The organism is Vibrio sp. HA2012, assembly GCF_002812955.1.
Classification (GTDB): domain Bacteria; phylum Pseudomonadota; class Gammaproteobacteria; order Enterobacterales; family Vibrionaceae; genus Vibrio.
Window position 1 is genome coordinate 143,977 of record NZ_PFXK01000003.1, and the last position, 16,706, is coordinate 160,682.

The following is a 16,706-nucleotide window of genomic DNA, read 5'->3' on the forward strand; positions in this document are numbered from 1 at the left end:
AAACCAAAAATGGATTGGGTTATTACACCCCGTCACCCCTGAATAAGACGGTTACGACCATTCTGTTTGGGGAAAGGGATATTTAAGGACTTCATTTTGCGATACAGTGTTGTTTTATGTACGCCAAGCTCTCTGGCCGTTGCTGCACGATTATAATTATTGCGTTTCAGCGCGGCCTGTATCGATTGTTTTTCAGCAACATCACGTACATCTCCAATACTTTCACGTAATTTTACCGGTACAGTCCCTCCCCCCAACTCTGCTGGTAAATAAGCTGGCGTAATTTCATCTTTACCACAAAGCACAAAAGCTCTCTCTATTGTATTTTCCAGCTCACGCACATTTCCCGGCCAGTCATGAGACATAAGTAAAGAAACAGCTTCTGGTGTAATAGTCTCAATAGCACGTTTCTGTAACCGGTTAAAATTACCGATAAACTGATCCACCAGCAAAGGAATATCTTCCTTTCTTGCCCGTAGTGGCGGCAATTTCAAATCCACAACATGAATCCGGTAATACAGATCTTGCCTGAAATCACCATTGGCGACCATCTGCATCAAATCACGGTGAGTTGCGACTATAATTCTGACATCACTTTTTTCTGAATGAATCGCCCCTAACGGTTCATAAATTTGTTCCTGCAGTACCCGAAGCAAACGAACCTGCAGTGCCGGACTGATTTCTCCAATTTCATCCAGAAACAGCGTTCCTCCTTTCGCTAAAGCAAAACGTCCAGGCTTATCATGCGTTGCGCCGGTAAATGCCCCTTTTTTGTAACCAAACAGTTCCGACTCCAGCAAATTGTCCGGCAAAGCACCACAATTCACTGCGACAAAAGGTTTATTTGCCCGGGGACTCATATCATGAATCGCCCGTGCCAGCAGTTCCTTCCCTGTACCGGTTTCTCCCTGAATTAATACCGTACTCGGACTCTGAGCAATAGCCGGAAGCAACTCGAAAAGATTACGCATAATCGGACTATGGCTGATAAAATCACCTGCCTGAGAACGTCCTTTTAATGCATTCCTTAGTGCTTCAACTTCACTCAGATCCCGGAATGTTTCTGCTCCGCCAATGATCCGGCCTTCTGCATCTTTGAGAACCGCAGTAGAAACAGAAATCGGGATCCGCTCGCCCTCAGCATCAATAATAAAACAAGGTTTGTTGACTATCGGAGTCTCACTACTGAGTGTACTGCGCAGTGCACAATCGGCTTCACACATGCTGGATTTAAACACCTCGGAACAGAGTTTCCCAATCGCTTCCAGTCTGGGAATGCCGGTGATCTCTTCTGCTGCACGGTTAAAAAAGCTGATACGCCACTGTTTATCAACCGTAAAAACACCATCAGAAATACTTTCCAGAATATCTGCTGTCATTGCGGGTAAACATGGGTTCATTATGCTTTTTCCATCTTAGTGTTTTATCACGCCTAACCTAACACAGGTCAGCCGGTATGCCCAAGTGACCTTAGAAACTAAGGTAAAAAAACCGTGTCCCGAAGGCGCACGGCTTTTAATCGTCCCGGATCTGCAAAACTGATTCCGATAGAGATTTATTCCTCATCTTATATTTTCAGTAACAGCAAACTTAATCAGTGAATATACTAATGTATATCTATTTGTTTTTAAATGAGTTAGATAATATCAAACTATAATGTCGTATTATTTTGGCCTCAAAAAAGAGTCTTAATGACATACACGTGTAATTATGACACCTTCCCAAAGATATCCGGAGTCAGATCTACGGCATAACACAATTGGGGAATATCCATCAGCACCAGACTGTTTCCTGATTCCTGAAGATAGCCATTATTCTTTAACCTTTTAATTGCCCTGGATAAAGTCTCCGGGGTCATTCCCAATTGGGTCGCCAGTAGTTTTTTGGTAACCGGAAGAGCGACCTTATCTTCTTTTATATCCTGCAAACGGTATATTTCCGCTAATTTCATAACCAGACGCTGATTCGCATTCACCTGAGTCAAAATATTCAGTGTATCCATAAGAGAACAGATACGGTTAGACATATATCCCATTACTTTTAGTGCCAGCTCTGGTGAACTGGCAGCCATATGGGTCATACTCTTGTAGCTGTATGCCTGTAAAACGGAGTCCTGATCAGCCCGAGCACTCATCGGATACTCTCGTGGTGACATGAACATAGCCATCTCAGCCACTATACCGCCAGAAAAGAATACCTTAAATAATTTTTCATCTCCGTTTGGCATCAGACGATACAGTGACACTTTTCCTTTCTCTACCCAGTACATATGTTCCGCAGGATCCCCCTGCCGGAACAAAGTTTCGCCAGCACAAAAACGTACTTCCCGCCCAGAAGAAATAAGAGTCTGTTTTTGCTGTTCATTCAACAATGAAATGATTGATTCTGACACAACACTTCTCCTGCCTTGATAATTATCAAGCGCTACATCATCCACTTAATCCTAAAATACAAATAGTAATACTTATCATTGGTAATTTAAATTAGAACTTATGCAAACAATCAGCCCTTGTTTCAGAACCATTGCAATCGCCTCTATGGCACTATTTTTTATTTCAGTCATTTGGGTATAGGAGACACATATGTCGGAAGAGCTGACAATGCCAGGTGAAAACCGTTTAATAGAAAAAACACCGGGTCACTGGGTTCTTGCTCAACTTGGGAAAAAAGTACTGCGCCCAGGAGGAAAAGAACTGACTAATAAAATGCTACATCACCTGAACATTACCCCAGAAGACAAGGTTGTCGAATTTGCACCGGGAATGGGATATACCACTCGTTTGTGTCTGCAAAACTCTCCAGCTAACTACACAGCTATCGAACAGAATGAACAAGCTGCTGCTATCGTCCGTTCATATTTAAACGGAGTAAATCAGACATGTTGTCTTGGATCTGCTCAAGAGACAGGATTAAAAAACGCTATAGCAACGGTGGTCTATGGCGAAGCTATGCTGACCATGCAATCTGATTCGCGGAAGCAGGAAATTATTACAGAAGCTGCACGGATCCTTCAGTCCAGTGGTCGTTATGGAATTCACGAATTATGTATCTGCCCGGATCAAATCGACCCGGAAGAAAAACGTCTGATTCAAAAAGAGATAACCGAAACCATTCAGCATCCAGCAAAACCATTAACCCCGAAAGAATGGGAGAAAATGCTAGAAGAATGCGGTTTTGATATCGAATACAAGTCTGTCGCTCCGATGCACTTGCTGGAGCCTAAACGCATGATTGATGACGAGGGTCTGTTTGGATTTTTTAAAATAGTCAGAAACCTGTTTTTTAAGCCAGGGGCCAGAAAACGGGTCTTTGGCATGCGCCGCATCTTCAGAAAACACAGAAATAATCTGGCAGCCATTACATTAGTAGCCAAAAAGAAGGAAAAATAAAGTATGTTCGAATATACCTTACTTGATAACCTGACTCACGAAGTTGATATCCCTAAGTCAGGAATCACCAGTTGTCCGGTATACAAAAGTGACAGGGTAAGAGCTGTTGTTTTTGGTTTTGCCGAAGGAGAAGAAATGACAGAACACACTGCGGCTGTTCCGGCAATCGTTCATATTCTGGAAGGTGACGCAACCTTTACTTTTGAATCTGAAACCAAAGAACTGAGTCAGGGGGCATGGGCACATATGGATGCACATCTTCCACACAGCGTCATCGCTAAAACTCCACTAAAAATGGTACTTTACCTGCTTAGAGCACCGAAATAACCCAGTCATAGCAAACCGGGAACAGAACTGTTCCCGGTTATATGCACTACAACTGATTTATATAACCGTTCTAGTTTCGATGCATGCCGTCTGCACTTCTCGCAATAGAAGAAAGGCTTGTCTAATCTCTCCTTCATCACCGAGTAGCTGAGCAAGTGTTATCAGCAAAATCATAACAATTGATCTGCAACAGCACGCCAGTTAAAACTGGATAATGACAATCTTCACCGACTTATCTGTAGACTGAATCTGAAATAACTCAAAATAAAAGGTCTACGGAACTGCATATAAAAGTAAAATCAAAGTCACAAACTTTACAAAACACTATTTCATTTTTATTGATTAAAGTAACCACAATGATAATAATGACCTGACTGGAAAATAAGGAGAAACTTTATGCCCGTCAACAGCGTTGCCATCATTGGGGAATGTATGGTCGAGCTCAGAAAAACCGAATCCGGACTGCAGCAGGGATTCGGCGGTGATACTTTAAACACAGCAATCTATCTGTCTCGTCTGACCCATGAATCAGGTGTTAATGTTTCCTATATCACCGGACTTGGCAGAGATCCGTTCAGCAGAGAAATGCTGGATAACTGGCACACCGAGCATATCAATACCGAAATGGTTTATCTGTCTGCTGATAAGCTGCCTGGGATATATGCTATTGAGACAGCGGCTGACGGTGAACGCAGCTTTTACTACTGGCGCAATGATGCCGCTGCAAAATTCTGGCTGGAAAATATTTCTGTTGCCACATTGGTCAACGATCTGACACAGCATCAGTTGATATACATCAGTGGCATCAGTCTGGCGATACTACCTGCCGACAGCCGACAGAAATTACTTGATACTCTGACTCTTTGCCGCAGTAAGGGAGTCAAAGTTGCGTTTGATAATAACTTCCGGCCGGCTCTATGGGAAAGCAGAGACACTGCCAGACACTGGTACCAAAAAATTTTGAGTATCACAGATACTGCATTTCTGACATTTGATGATGAACAGGCACTATGGGAGGACCAGTCAGAACAGGATGCAATCACCAGAACTCAGAAACTGGGCGTCAGCGAAATTGTGATTAAACGAGGTGGTGATGCCTGTCTGATAATTTCGGGTACAGAGACCTACTCCGTTACACCGGCTAAAGTAGAAAATATTATTGATACTACTGCTGCCGGAGATTCGTTCAGTGCCGGTTATCTGGCCAAACGTATTCTGGGTGGGTCATGTGCGGAATCAGGAGCATCCGGACATAAAGTCGCAGGAACCGTTATTCAGCATCGCGGTGCAATCATTCCGCAAGATGCGATGCCGACCATTTAAAGGAGAACACAGTGAACGATCTGAATCAACAGCTTCAGAAACTAAAAGTTGTGCCCGTCATTGCCATCAAAGAAGCGGGAAAAGCCGTTAAACTGGCACAAGTGCTGATCGACAATGGTTTGCCATGTGCTGAAGTGACATTCCGAACCGAACAGGCGGCTCAGGCCATAAAAAATATGCGCGAAGCCTATCCAAATATGCTGATTGGTGCCGGTACCGTCTTAAACAGTAAGCAAGTGGATCAGGCAATCGAAGCCGGAGTGGACTTCATTGTCAGCCCGGGTTTTAACCCGACAACCGTGAAGTACTGCCAACAGCGTGGGGTGACGATTATTCCAGGTATCAATAACCCAAGTCTTGCTGAGCAGGCCATGGAAATGGGTTTGCGTACCCTTAAATTCTTCCCTGCCGAGCCTTCTGGCGGCACAGCTATGCTAAAAGCACTGTCTGCGGTTTATCCGGTAACATTTATGCCGACCGGCGGCGTCAATCCTGCTAATGTAAAAGAGTATCTTGCCATACCTTCCGTTCTGGCATGTGGCGGTACCTGGATGGTACCGAATAACCTGATAAACGAAGAACGGTGGGATGAATTGGCGCAGTTGGTTGCAGAAGTCGCCGCAGTTATCAATTAAAAGCAGCACTCATCGACTAAAAACGGAGAACGTTACTATGCTATTTGGAAACATCCACCAGTTGGATCTTATCCCCTATACCTACACAAAACTGCGTAAATGTATCGAAGAAGCAGTTGCCATTGCACAAGAAAACCCGGAAGGAAAATATCCTCTTTCTGATGAGCGTATTTTTGTTATGGTCAGTTCAACCGCAACAGAAGCCACAGAGGATCGAGCGGCAGAAATTCATAAAAAATATATTGATATTCAGATCCTCCTGCAAGGTGAGGAACGCTTTGGTTACTCAAATCAGCTTAATGCATCCTTTAAAGCGATTGATAATCCGGATAATGATGTTCTGTTTATTGACCACGTAGACCATGAAAATTTCGTCGATCTCTCTGTCGGAGATTTTGTCGTATTTTATCCGGAGCAGATCCATCGCCCGCAATGTGCCGTCAGTTCTCCAATGCCAATAAAAAAAGCCGTGATTAAAGTTCCCCACGAAATCTTTTCATAAGTGCTCTGCAGCAGGATTGAAATAAAAAAATAGCCAGGTGCAAACCGCACCTGGCTCATCGAGAGTTGACTAAAATCTAAGTAAGTTTGTAACCATTGGGATATAACGGTTATGCTGACTTTAACATACTGACGCTGAGCGTCTATATTTTAACCATTTAATTTATATAATATTTAAATTTATCTGTTTGCAGTAGATTTTTCCTATCCATTCCCTAAAGATCTGGGCCAGAACAGCGTTCTCATATTAGCTCATAATTAATATGATCACTCTCACTATGTTCTTTATAATTTTTATCAATTTAACTAATTGTTTCTTATGACCGCCAATATGCTATATTAAAAAGATAACATCTTCTTACATTTTTCATCAGCGTAGATTAATTAAAAAGTTTGACTTATGTCACGGTATTTTTATGGCTAGTAAATTTGACGATTCAGAAACATTAAACCTCTATACACGCATAATTATCATTGCTTTTGCCATCAGTATCTCCTTGCTTCTATTTCTCTACTCACCACTTAATCAGAAAACATACAACCTGCTGGATAATCCGGATATCCGCCTCAGCCAGTCAGGAGAAATACGGGAAGGAACCATAGTAACCCACAGAAAAAATCACGTTTCTGTCTACTGTGATATAAAAAATACCGAGCAATTTGTCATGTGTGGTGCGGCTTTCTTCTTTCCTCTTAATTTGGATGAAAAACAGTTTGTCTCTTTTAGCAAACATGCATACATAACTTTTGATGTTCAATCTGATGCAGACATACCGGATTTTGACCATAAAACCCGGATCTTGATTAAAACCTTGTTCCATGAAGATGCCTGGAACAATTATGATAACTCTGATATAAAATTTAATGCTGTCAGATTTACCGCCAACGGAAAAAATGTTATTCCCCTTGAAGATTTTAAAGTAGAAACCTGGTGGGAAACCTTATACAAAATTCCTTATGAGCAGGCAAAAAAAGATTTTTCTAAAATAGTCAATGTTGAAGTCCACCTTGAAGATGTGCCGATAAAAACACCAGGACTATATAAAATAGATATATATCAGCTTGAGGTTATAGACGACATTCTTAACAAAAATAGTGTGTTTCTATTTTTTGCTTATTTTTGGCCAGTTTTTATATTTGTCCTTCTTTTGCATTTTATTTATACAAAAAACAGACAGTTAAAAATCATCACAGAGAGCGCTCTCTTTGATTCCGGAACCCAGGTTCTGAATAGAAATGGGTTCCTGCAATACTATTCCCGATATATAAATCAAAAGGGTACCTTGTACCTGATAAAAATAACAAACTGGAGAACCATTGAAAATCATTTTGGCCCGGAACTGGCCAATCAGCTAATCAAAACGGTAAACCAGGCGATTATCCAGCATCATCACCTTAAAGATTGTTTGTACGCGCGGTTCTCCAAAAATGAAATGGTGATACTGACGCAAGGAAGACGTTTTGATCAATCGGTAGAATCGTTCCTGATCCAGGCACTTCAGGAAAGCCGAACCATTCAGGGCAATGCGCATCTCCGCCTCAGAGTTAAATTGGCCGTTGTTGAGGATGCCCCGCTACCGGAAGATTTCAAACCTTTATTAGATAAAGCCTACCGAACTATCGATTCCATACTAAACACAAGCACATCCCTGCAGATATATAATTGCCGTATTCATGAGCAGGCCAGAGAAGAAATCCGTATCAGCAATCAACTCATCAAGGCGCTGGCTACAGAGGCATTTCATTTGGTATTTATGCCTCTGTATGATATTAAAAATAACCGAATTTCAGGAGCCGAAGCATTAATCCGCTGTGACTTACCCAGTATGGCTTCTGTCTATCCCGATACCTATATTCCCATTGCAGAAAAGTATGGAATCATCCGTAAAATCGACTTTTGGGTAATTGAAAATGCCGTTAAAACGTTGAATGAAAATAAAGAATATCTGGATAATAATTTTGTCATTTCGATTAATATTTCTTCCCGGGAATTATTAGACACTTACTTTGTGGCTTATTTTAAAAGTATATTGTCAGATTATAATGTTGAAGCCAGACGCATTTGTCTAGAAGTTACAGAAACCTTTTTTATTGATATAAACCAAATTTCCTATGAAACACTGGATGAGTTAAGGAGACTCGGATGTAAAATTTCTCTTGATGATTTTGGTACCGGTTATACTTCTTTCTCGCATTTAATGAATATTCCTATTGACGAAATAAAAATCGACCGCTCTTTTGTAGATAAAATGCACCTCAGGAATCATATGGCCGTCATTGAATCCATCCTCTCTATTGCACAGGCGAATGAATATGAAGTGGTTGCAGAGGGCGTTGAAGAGTCCCGTCAGCTACATGCCCTCAAGAATCTGGGCTGTCCGCTTTATCAGGGGTATCTGATTTCCAAGCCTGTCCCATTTGAAGAGATTATTGAGATCGACACTCAACTCAAAAGAGGCCTACTCCACTTTTTCTGATACGATTTCCCCTGCTCATTCCCGCTCAGAAACAGAAAACCCCGGAAAATACCCGGGGTTTTCTTTGATACTGTTCACAAGGCAGCTCTCTCTTTTAAATCTGCCTTAAAAACCAATTAGTCTTTGATATTCGCCAGGAAGTTAACCAGATGATCAACCGCTTGCTGAGAAGAAGACTGTACAGTCACTTCTGTACCTTGAGTCAGGCCAAGAGTCTGTAATTTAAACAGGCTTTTTGCTGAAGCTGCTTTACCAGCAGAAATTACTTCAACTTCTGCGTCAAACTGTTTGGCTTCTTTAACGAACTGAGCAGCTGGACGAGTGTGTAGGCCGTTAGGCGCAGTGATGGTTACTTTCTTTTGATACATGGTAAATACTCCTACTTAAGATGTTCCTATTAATACCGATTATTTTTACTCAATTCTGAGATCCATGCCTCATTGTTCCGTTTCCATCTCTGCTTAGGGTCACTTTTTTTTATAAGCGTGAAATAAATCGGCAGCCAGATAAATTCTGGTGTACAGGTCATAATCAACACCACACATAGAGACAAACTCAACGAATATTCAACTATTTTCTCAGGCATAAAGTAACTTTATCCTGCACGGATGCCGTAAGATCTGATATTTGATTTCTGTCTCTGATTGATTAATAATCGGCCGTCCAATCAGAGGAGAAATCATAATGGGTAAAAAACAATGCCATTTAACTCCTGTTGAATCCCATCAGGCTCAACGCAACGATGTGGAAACAGGAAGAGGTAAGATTAACGATAATGCACTTAAAGCACTGGTAACCAGTCCGTTGTTTAAGACAAAAGTAGAAAAAGCAAAAAAGGGGAAAGGCAGCTTCCAGAGAAAAACAAAACACAGAGGCAAAGAGCCCTATTCAAAAGCCGCTTAACGCGGATTTCGGATAGGGCTTTTTAACATCCGTCTACTTTTCAGATCCGCAATGGATCCTATCCTTTACGATGCAGGATAAACCCACTTTCAGTTTTCTGCATATCCAAATCGGCCAGTGAATTTACGTAGTCATCTGCAACCGGAAGCTCAGATTCAGTATAACGGCTCATAATAGCAACCGTCATAGAACGTGCTGCCTTACCGGCATTCAGCCCTGCTGGTGCGTCTTCAAAAACAATACAATCTCTGGCATCCAGTCCCAGTTTTTCAGCCCCAAGGAGAAATGGGTCAGGATATGGCTTACCCCGTTTTACCAGTTCTGGAGTAATAAGAATTTCCGGGTCAGGAATACCACTGGCTTTAATCCGTGCAGTAGCAACCGGTATGGTTCCAGAAGTCACAATCGCCCAGGGAATGTTGAGTTCAACAGCCAGATTAATAAACTCAATACTTCCCGGTAAGGCAACAACACCTTCGACATCAGAGCTCTCCAAATCTGACAACCACTGAAACTCGGCCTGGATAATCTCTTCACTTGCATCCGGCAAAAACATCCTGACGGTTTCTATAGCCGGACGTCCATGCAATACCTTGGATACTTCATCAAAATTCAGTCCATTTTTCTGACACCACTTCAGCCAGGAACGGTCAACCACAGCGCCAGAATCTACCAATGTCCCGTCAAGATCGAACAACAAACCTTTAAAATTCATATACCCTCTCCCTAAAATTCGCTCTATATGAAAACAGTTTGACTATAAAATCTCAAGAAAAATTGTCGCCCCGAGACACACAATAAACGGGGAACAGGACTCACAGATACGATACGAAAGTGATGTCTCAGACCGAGGAACAGCCTGATTCTTAGCCGATGACACGGTAAAAAATATGGGTAAATCCAGATTTCCGGATAACTTCTTATAAAGCAGTACGTTCTCCGGACTCATTTAATCTGTGACTCAGAAATGCCTTACCCTCTTCTGCTGAACGAAATACTTTTTCCTGTAAGTCATTTCTTAAACCAGAGTTTTGCCTGAAGTGCCCTATCTGTTTCAGTGTCTCTGCTTTTTTAATCACATAAGCACTTTCCACACAGCCATTTTCCACACAAACGTCTACTAGCAGGCCTATGTTCTGGGCGACTTCTTCCGTAAAATCATAAACATCATCACTGATAACAAGCGCTCCCCATTTTTCCTGATTAAGATGAGCAACACACATTTCGATTGAGTTAATGACATACCGGATTAAGTCCGCTGTAATCAATCCTCGGTAATCAATAATAATTATATTGCTCTCTGTATTAATAGAAACACTTCCGGTTAAGGATCTGAATATAAATTCATGTTCACTACGTTCCCCGACGACTCTCGTTTCCGGGAGATATTCCTTATACAGACGGGTAAATTCTTCCCAGTTAATCGGTTTGGAAAGAAAATAACCCTGAGCCTTATCACAACCAATTTTTCTCACATAATCAAAATGATATTGTTCTTCTATTCCTTCAGCAATCACATTTAATTTGTATAATGCTGCCAACTCGACAATAATATCTACAAGTGATTTTTCATCTCGGTTATTCTGGTTAAGTGCTCCAACGAAAGAACGGTCGATTTTTAATGTATCAACAGGGTAGTTAATTAATTGACGAAATGCTGTATATCCCGTTCCGAAATCATCCAGTGCCAGATACACACCTAGTGATTTAAGCTCCTTCAATATATCTATATTATCCTTGTCGTCTATAACCAAGTGTGTCTCTGTTATCTCCAGCTCCAGTTGGTTTGCAGGAACCATATACTTATCTATCAGTTGTGAAACATCACGGGCAAAGTCTTTATTCCTCAATTGCCAGGAAGAAAAATTCACAGAAATAATTCCATCAAACTGATAATCGTCTATTAGTATCTTTAATTTTTTAATAGCAGATTCAATTACCCAGTAATCAATATCCCGAATCAAATCACTCCCTTCAGCAACCGGAATAAATTCAGCGGGACCAACAGCAGACAACAATTGGGAATCAGAACGCAATAACGCTTCGGCACCAACTAAACTACCATTCCGGCAATCAAATACCGGCATAAATACCAGATAAAAATCCTCCTGTTTCAGAGCCCTTTTCAGCTCATCTTCGATTAATGCATGACGTTTTAACTCACTGTCCAGTGCTTCAGAATAAAAATGGAATCCGTTCTTTCCGGTTTTTTTGACCTGATACATTGCTGAATCAGCCCTGAGCAGAAGGGACTCTGAAGTGGTTGCATCATCCGGACAAACAGAAATACCAATACTAACCCGGATATCATAATTGGCACCATCAAGATTAAAACCATTACGACAGATATTGGTAATTCGTCTGGCGGCATGTGCGATCGCATCTATGTTTGGCATTCCCATAAGGATCACCGCAAATTCATCACCAGCAAGTCTTGCTATATCATAGTCGGTATTTCTTTTAATCAGTAGCTCTTCTTCTCTCAGGCAATCCTCTAACTGACGGGAGAAGGACTGTAATACTAAGTCGCCTATATGATGACCATAAGTATCATTCACCTGCTTAAAATTATCCAGATCAATATATAATAACGCTGATTGGGTTCTATACCTTTTTGAATGTTCAATTGAATGTAGTATAGATTTATTAAAGAATTTCCTGTTAGTTAATCCCGTAAGATGATCATATTTAGCCATCTTATTTAATTCGTCAAACAGATCCATATAATTATTATTTAATGATGCAACCTCATCACCTCTGTCTATTTTAGTCAACAGATTATAATCTCCAGAAATTGCATCTTCTACCTGTTCCGTCAATGACACAATAGGTCTTATTATTTGCCTTTGTATTAATAACTTCAGCAGTATAAATGTAATAATACTTATATTAATGACGACACTTGCAATGGTATTCCTGTAAGGCATCATTACAGAACCCATATAATCCTCTGGTATCTTAATACTAACTGAAAGAAAATTGTTATCAGAAATAATGGTTAACTGCTCATCAGAAAAATCTATATTATGATTGATTCCATATCCAAGTTGACTTACTGGTTTATCAGATAAAATTTCTAGTTCTACATTTTCTGAGAAGTTGTTTTTCAACAAATTCAGATACTTTCCGTCAATATCCATAACTGATTCGATCACAGCCGTAAATGTACGAATATTATTTGGGAAACGATTTTCTGTGATAGGAATATCCGGAGAAAATGTTCTAAATATATCTAGTGAAACTTTTTTACTACCGGCAGAAAAAAGCAGCTCATAGGATGTATGTTTAAGCTCAATAGACCCTTTCGCTTTCATTTTTTCATTAATATTATCTATATGCTTAACTACATTTTCTGATAATGAAGATTCTGCAAATGGTTCTGTCACATGAAAATAGAAAATACTGTTTTTATCTTGGTCAAGCAGGTTGAAATCTTTCACTTCACCAAATGAGGTTTTAAAACCATCAATATATCTGAATAATTGTGCTTCAACAATCATCACTGACAAATTACTTTCTGAGTTATTTACCAATTGAGTAACTTCAGAACTATTCAAAAATAATTCCGTAAGCCCTTCTAATTCAAGAATATTCTTTTCCAAATCTCTGATTATATACTCAGAATCAGATTTAAGCTTATCCTCAACAGAATCTATTAACATAGATTTTTGAGAATAGTAAAAATACACACCGGCGAGAGAGAATATGATAATAATCACCGGGAATAATATGTAATTTACTTTTAGTGATAGTCTCACAATTATCCCTATTTTTTCCCTAATACACTTATTATACGGTTTCTTTGCCGTAATGCAGCATTGCTAACAGGTTTATATAAAAAACTTCTCTCTACAACTGCTTGAGGCGGAAACAAATCTCTGTCCTGTAAGTATTCGTCATCAGCCACTTCAAGAGCTGATTTATTCGTAGTCGCATACCAAATGTCTTCCGCATTTTTTGCAGCAATTTCCGGCCGGTGAATAAAATCCAGAAAAGCAATAACGGCATCACTGAAAGGTTGCTCCTTAACAGCAGCAAAGCATTCATACCAAAGCAGCGTGCCTTCCTCGGGAACCGTGTAAACCCAGTCATCCTGACCGGTTTCCTTTGCGATCAGATAGGTTTCACCGGAATATACGACGGCCAAATCCATGGCTGATTTATCTCCTTTTTCCAGCGCATATCCTTCTGCCGTCCGGAATCCTAACAAATTATTCTTAGCTGAACTCAGGAGCTGATAGGCCAGTTTTAACTCCGATTCATCATTGGTCATCGGCTCAAAACCAAGAGCAAGCAGTGCAACAGCAACCGTATCAATATCATCTAAGGGAATAATTACTCTGTTTTTGTTGTTATCTGAAAAATCAAACAATGCCTTCCAGGAAGTTATCGGTGCAGTCACTTTACTTTCCCGATAACCGATCCCCATCGTACCCCATGTATAGGGCACACCATATGAGCCACATGCCTGTAAAGCTTTTTCATCAATATTTCCGCTGTTTTTCAGTTGGTTAAATTCAACCTTGCTGAGAAGACCATTCCCTGCAAATACATTCAGCGTATAGCCATCCATGACAAACAAATCATAGGCATTGCCTCTGCCGCTCGCAATGACTTCATCCCTGAGTTTTTCACTTTCAAAATAGATCTGTCTGACAGTATGCCCCGTATCCTGTTCAAACTGCCGGATGACTTCATCAGAAAAATACTCTTCCCATGTGTATATTTTGATTTCATCTGCTATCGCTATCGGTGCCATTCCCAATAGCAAAGAGCAAACCAACACACCTTTTTTAATCATAAGAGCATCCTTTATCTTTCATGTTTACCGACGATATTCTCGTTGCAGGCAAGGCCTGCATCAGTGACAGTGTCACACACGACGAATCATCTTTTGCTATTTAATAACAGTAGAAGAGCAAAATAAGCATAGCAAGAATAAACAATACCTTACTTCGTCTTCTTTCTGGAACGCTGACCAGCTTCTTTACGCAGATAAATCTACGTTCTACTTCAAAATATTGCTCTTAGCACCGAATAAAAACTTGAGAAAATTCATCTCAGTTCTAAAGTAAAATCAGGCAGTAACGTTTATGGGGGGGATATGAGTAAAATTCGAATTGCCACGTGCTCCTGTAATCTGGTCACTCTTCGCTGCAGTGGCGACCCGGCAAGTACTATTCCATTTCAGTGTCTGCAAAATCAGCTACGCACTGGCAGTGTTTTTGGCGTACAGGTTGGTTTTCATACCAGACAACTACGGAGTGATGGTGACATTCTGACCTATACACGTCTCTACGATGACGGAAGCCGCATTATTTTTCATTTCTGCCCGAGATGTGGCGATACCATGCTTTTGAAAACAGATTCTGCTCCCGATTATGTTATTGTTCCTCTGGGTCTGTTCAGCGAACTGGATTTTCCGGTTCACGGCGTATCGACCTATGAAGAAACGTCCGGAGGCTGGATTAAATTTGACTCCGAAATGGATCAATTTGCATAAATATATGCTTGCTCTGTCCGAAGAATGCCAGCCAGACCATAACAAAATCTGAATAATTCACACTTTTTAGTGAATAGTCTTGCAATAGGTTCATACAGCAGGTATTCTGCGCACCTAAAACCAGACAAGGTAGTCAGGTGCATATTTATTCCAATCAGGATCAGGAATACAGACACAAACACATTGAGAATAGACATGCAAAATACAACTCAAACCGCAGAACTGCCCAAAAAAAGCAGCACGTTCTGGGTATTCTTTATTCCCTCCCTTCTGGGGGTTTTTCTTTTTATGGCTCCGGTCAGTTATCAGGGTGATCTCACCATTCCTGTTGCGATTCTGGCCAAGTCTCTGTTGGCAATATTTGACGGCTATCTGACAGCAACTGTAACCATAGTAATCAGCCTTATGGCTTTGCTGTCTGTACTGTACAAAGTCGTGAAACCAACTGTTATCGCCAATAATCCTTTTCTGGATAATTTATTCAGTCCATCTCCTCTCTGGCTGACAGTTCGCGTTATCGGCGGTATTGCTGTAGTGATGACCTATTTTCAACTGGGACCAAAAGCCGTATGGGAACCCAATACCGGTGGGCTGGTACTCGACGGCCTGCTGCCAACGCTGTTTGCAGTGTTTATTTTTGCCGGCCTCCTATTGCCTCTGCTGCTGAATTTCGGCTTACTGGAGTTATTCGGTACTCTGCTAAGTAAAGTTATGCGGCCGGTGTTTAACCTGCCCGGACGTTCAGCCATCGACTGTATTGCCTCCTGGCTGGGTGACGGTAGTGTAGGTATTCTTCTGACCAGTAAACAATATGAAGAGAAGTTCTATACCCAACGGGAAGCCGCTGTTGTAGGCACAACGTTCTCCGCCGTATCGATTACTTTCAGCCTCGTAGTGCTTGCACAGGTAAAACTCGAACAATATTTCCTGCCTTTTTATGGTGCAATTTGTCTGGCGGGTATTACGGCTGCGATCATTATTCCCCGCCTTCCTCCGCTGAGCAGAAAGAAAGATCTGTTTATTGACGGGACAACTCTGGAAGAAGAAAACCACCTGACACCTGAAGGACATTCTACCTTTTCCTGGGGCATGGAACTGGCTCTGAATAAAGCCGCTCAGGTAAAAAATGCCAGAAGCGTACTGACAGAAGGTCTGAAAAATGCTGCTGACATGGTATTCGGAGTACTGCCTGTAGTTATGGGACTGGGAACCATTGCTCTGGTTATTGCCGAATATACGTCTGTATTTGCAATTTTAGGTAAACCGTTTATCCCATTCCTGGAACTGCTGTCTATTCCGGATGCAGTTGCTGCTTCTGAAACTATGGTAGTAGGCTTTGCGGATATGTTTATCCCAGCCATTCTGGCAGCATCCATTGACAGTGAACTGACGCGATTTGTTATTGCAGCGATGTCCGTTACGCAGCTTATTTATATGTCTGAGGTCGGTGCTCTGCTGCTGGGCAGTAAGATCCCGGTTAATATCTTTGAACTGTTCTTCATCTTCATTCTGCGGACACTGATTACTCTTCCTGTAATTGCTGGTATTGCTCATTTGATTTTCTAAAAAATCAGAGTATAACTGGTTCTCTATATTAAGACCTCACATCAAATACCTCGCTTATGCGGGGTATTTTATTCTGGAAAAT

The 16,706-nt window shown here is 41.1% G+C and carries 15 protein-coding genes; 9 read left to right on the top strand and 6 right to left on the bottom strand.

From position 1 onward, the window contains the following. Positions 1-32 precede the first annotated feature (32 nt). Positions 33-1,400, bottom strand: coding sequence for a sigma-54 interaction domain-containing protein (locus CSW98_RS06910; protein WP_100799734.1), 1,368 nt, complete (start codon positions 1,398-1,400; stop codon positions 33-35). Between the two features lie 308 nt (positions 1,401-1,708). Then, positions 1,709-2,392 carry a Crp/Fnr family transcriptional regulator gene (locus CSW98_RS06915; protein WP_100799735.1) on the bottom strand — a complete coding sequence of 228 codons (684 nt, stop codon included), beginning with the start codon at positions 2,390-2,392 and terminating at the stop codon, positions 1,709-1,711. 190 nt (positions 2,393-2,582) lie between these two features. Between CSW98_RS06915 and CSW98_RS06920 the strand changes: the two genes are divergently transcribed. The 6 genes from CSW98_RS06920 (at position 2,583) to CSW98_RS06945 (ending at position 8,652) form a co-directional block, all read left to right on the top strand. After that, positions 2,583-3,389: a class I SAM-dependent methyltransferase gene (locus CSW98_RS06920; RefSeq protein WP_100799736.1), complete on the top strand. Its 807-nt coding sequence runs from the start codon at positions 2,583-2,585 to the stop codon at positions 3,387-3,389. 3 nt (positions 3,390-3,392) lie between these two features. After that, a complete protein-coding gene (locus CSW98_RS06925) occupies positions 3,393-3,716 on the top strand; it encodes a cupin domain-containing protein (protein WP_100799737.1) in 324 nt (107 codons plus the stop codon). Positions 3,717-4,112: 396 nt separating this feature from the next. Beyond that, positions 4,113-5,039, top strand: coding sequence for a 2-dehydro-3-deoxygluconokinase (gene kdgK, locus CSW98_RS06930; protein ID WP_100799738.1), 927 nt, complete (start codon positions 4,113-4,115; stop codon positions 5,037-5,039). Positions 5,040-5,050: 11 nt separating this feature from the next. Then, positions 5,051-5,674, top strand: a complete 624-nt coding sequence (locus CSW98_RS06935; protein ID WP_100799739.1) for a bifunctional 4-hydroxy-2-oxoglutarate aldolase/2-dehydro-3-deoxy-phosphogluconate aldolase — start codon at positions 5,051-5,053, stop codon at positions 5,672-5,674. Positions 5,675-5,711: 37 nt separating this feature from the next. Further along, positions 5,712-6,176, top strand: coding sequence for a NanQ anomerase/TabA/YiaL family protein (locus CSW98_RS06940; RefSeq protein ID WP_100799740.1), 465 nt, complete (start codon positions 5,712-5,714; stop codon positions 6,174-6,176). A gap of 664 nt (positions 6,177-6,840) precedes the next feature. Further along, the gene (locus CSW98_RS06945; protein WP_198517300.1) at positions 6,841-8,652 is read left to right on the top strand and encodes a GGDEF domain-containing phosphodiesterase; all 1,812 of its coding nucleotides are present in this window, start codon (positions 6,841-6,843) and stop codon (positions 8,650-8,652) included. Positions 8,653-8,768: 116 nt separating this feature from the next. On the opposite strand, the gene CSW98_RS06950 is transcribed toward CSW98_RS06945, so the two are convergent. Next, the gene (locus CSW98_RS06950) at positions 8,769-9,020 is read right to left on the bottom strand and encodes an HPr family phosphocarrier protein (protein WP_100799742.1); all 252 of its coding nucleotides are present in this window, start codon (positions 9,018-9,020) and stop codon (positions 8,769-8,771) included. A 316-nt stretch (positions 9,021-9,336) separates the two neighbouring features. Here CSW98_RS06950 and CSW98_RS06955 point away from each other — a divergent pair, with 316 nt between their 5' ends. After that, on the top strand, positions 9,337-9,555 hold the full coding sequence (locus CSW98_RS06955; protein ID WP_100799743.1) for an alternative ribosome-rescue factor A: 219 nt from the start codon (positions 9,337-9,339) through the stop codon (positions 9,553-9,555). Between the two features lie 58 nt (positions 9,556-9,613). Here the strand turns inward: CSW98_RS06955 and CSW98_RS06960 are convergent, their stop codons facing one another. From CSW98_RS06960 to CSW98_RS06970, 3 genes are all read right to left on the bottom strand, one after another. Beyond that, entirely contained in the window at positions 9,614-10,270 is a 657-nt protein-coding gene (locus CSW98_RS06960) for an HAD-IA family hydrolase (protein ID WP_100799744.1), read from the bottom strand. A gap of 205 nt (positions 10,271-10,475) precedes the next feature. After that, positions 10,476-13,313, bottom strand: a complete 2,838-nt coding sequence (locus CSW98_RS06965; RefSeq protein WP_157810355.1) for a putative bifunctional diguanylate cyclase/phosphodiesterase — start codon at positions 13,311-13,313, stop codon at positions 10,476-10,478. Between the two features lie 8 nt (positions 13,314-13,321). Next, entirely contained in the window at positions 13,322-14,356 is a 1,035-nt protein-coding gene (locus CSW98_RS06970) for a polyamine ABC transporter substrate-binding protein (protein ID WP_100799746.1), read from the bottom strand. A 303-nt stretch (positions 14,357-14,659) separates the two neighbouring features. On the opposite strand from CSW98_RS06970, the gene CSW98_RS06975 reads away from it, so the two are divergent. Together CSW98_RS06975 and CSW98_RS06980 are read left to right on the top strand one after the other, a co-directional pair. Next, complete coding sequence (locus tag CSW98_RS06975; protein WP_100799747.1) at positions 14,660-15,058, top strand: GFA family protein; 399 nt, start codon at positions 14,660-14,662, stop codon at positions 15,056-15,058. A gap of 195 nt (positions 15,059-15,253) precedes the next feature. Beyond that, positions 15,254-16,624 carry a YjiH family protein gene (locus tag CSW98_RS06980; RefSeq protein ID WP_100799748.1) on the top strand — a complete coding sequence of 457 codons (1,371 nt, stop codon included), beginning with the start codon at positions 15,254-15,256 and terminating at the stop codon, positions 16,622-16,624. Positions 16,625-16,706 lie beyond the last annotated feature (82 nt).

Coding starts and splice junctions, on each gene's coding strand:
- CSW98_RS06980 (WP_100799748.1), top strand. CDS start 15,254: ATGCAAAATACAACTCAAACCGCAGAACTGCCCAAAAAAAGCAGCACG.
- CSW98_RS06920 (WP_100799736.1), top strand. CDS start 2,583: ATGTCGGAAGAGCTGACAATGCCAGGTGAAAACCGTTTAATAGAAAAA.
- CSW98_RS06955 (WP_100799743.1), top strand. CDS start 9,337: ATGGGTAAAAAACAATGCCATTTAACTCCTGTTGAATCCCATCAGGCT.
- CSW98_RS06940 (WP_100799740.1), top strand. CDS start 5,712: ATGCTATTTGGAAACATCCACCAGTTGGATCTTATCCCCTATACCTAC.
- CSW98_RS06960 (WP_100799744.1), bottom strand. CDS start 10,270: ATGAATTTTAAAGGTTTGTTGTTCGATCTTGACGGGACATTGGTAGAT.
- CSW98_RS06950 (WP_100799742.1), bottom strand. CDS start 9,020: ATGTATCAAAAGAAAGTAACCATCACTGCGCCTAACGGCCTACACACT.
- CSW98_RS06945 (WP_198517300.1), top strand. CDS start 6,841: ATGTGTGGTGCGGCTTTCTTCTTTCCTCTTAATTTGGATGAAAAACAG.
- CSW98_RS06925 (WP_100799737.1), top strand. CDS start 3,393: ATGTTCGAATATACCTTACTTGATAACCTGACTCACGAAGTTGATATC.
- kdgK (WP_100799738.1), top strand. CDS start 4,113: ATGCCCGTCAACAGCGTTGCCATCATTGGGGAATGTATGGTCGAGCTC.
- CSW98_RS06975 (WP_100799747.1), top strand. CDS start 14,660: ATGAGTAAAATTCGAATTGCCACGTGCTCCTGTAATCTGGTCACTCTT.
- CSW98_RS06970 (WP_100799746.1), bottom strand. CDS start 14,356: ATGATTAAAAAAGGTGTGTTGGTTTGCTCTTTGCTATTGGGAATGGCA.
- CSW98_RS06910 (WP_100799734.1), bottom strand. CDS start 1,400: ATGAACCCATGTTTACCCGCAATGACAGCAGATATTCTGGAAAGTATT.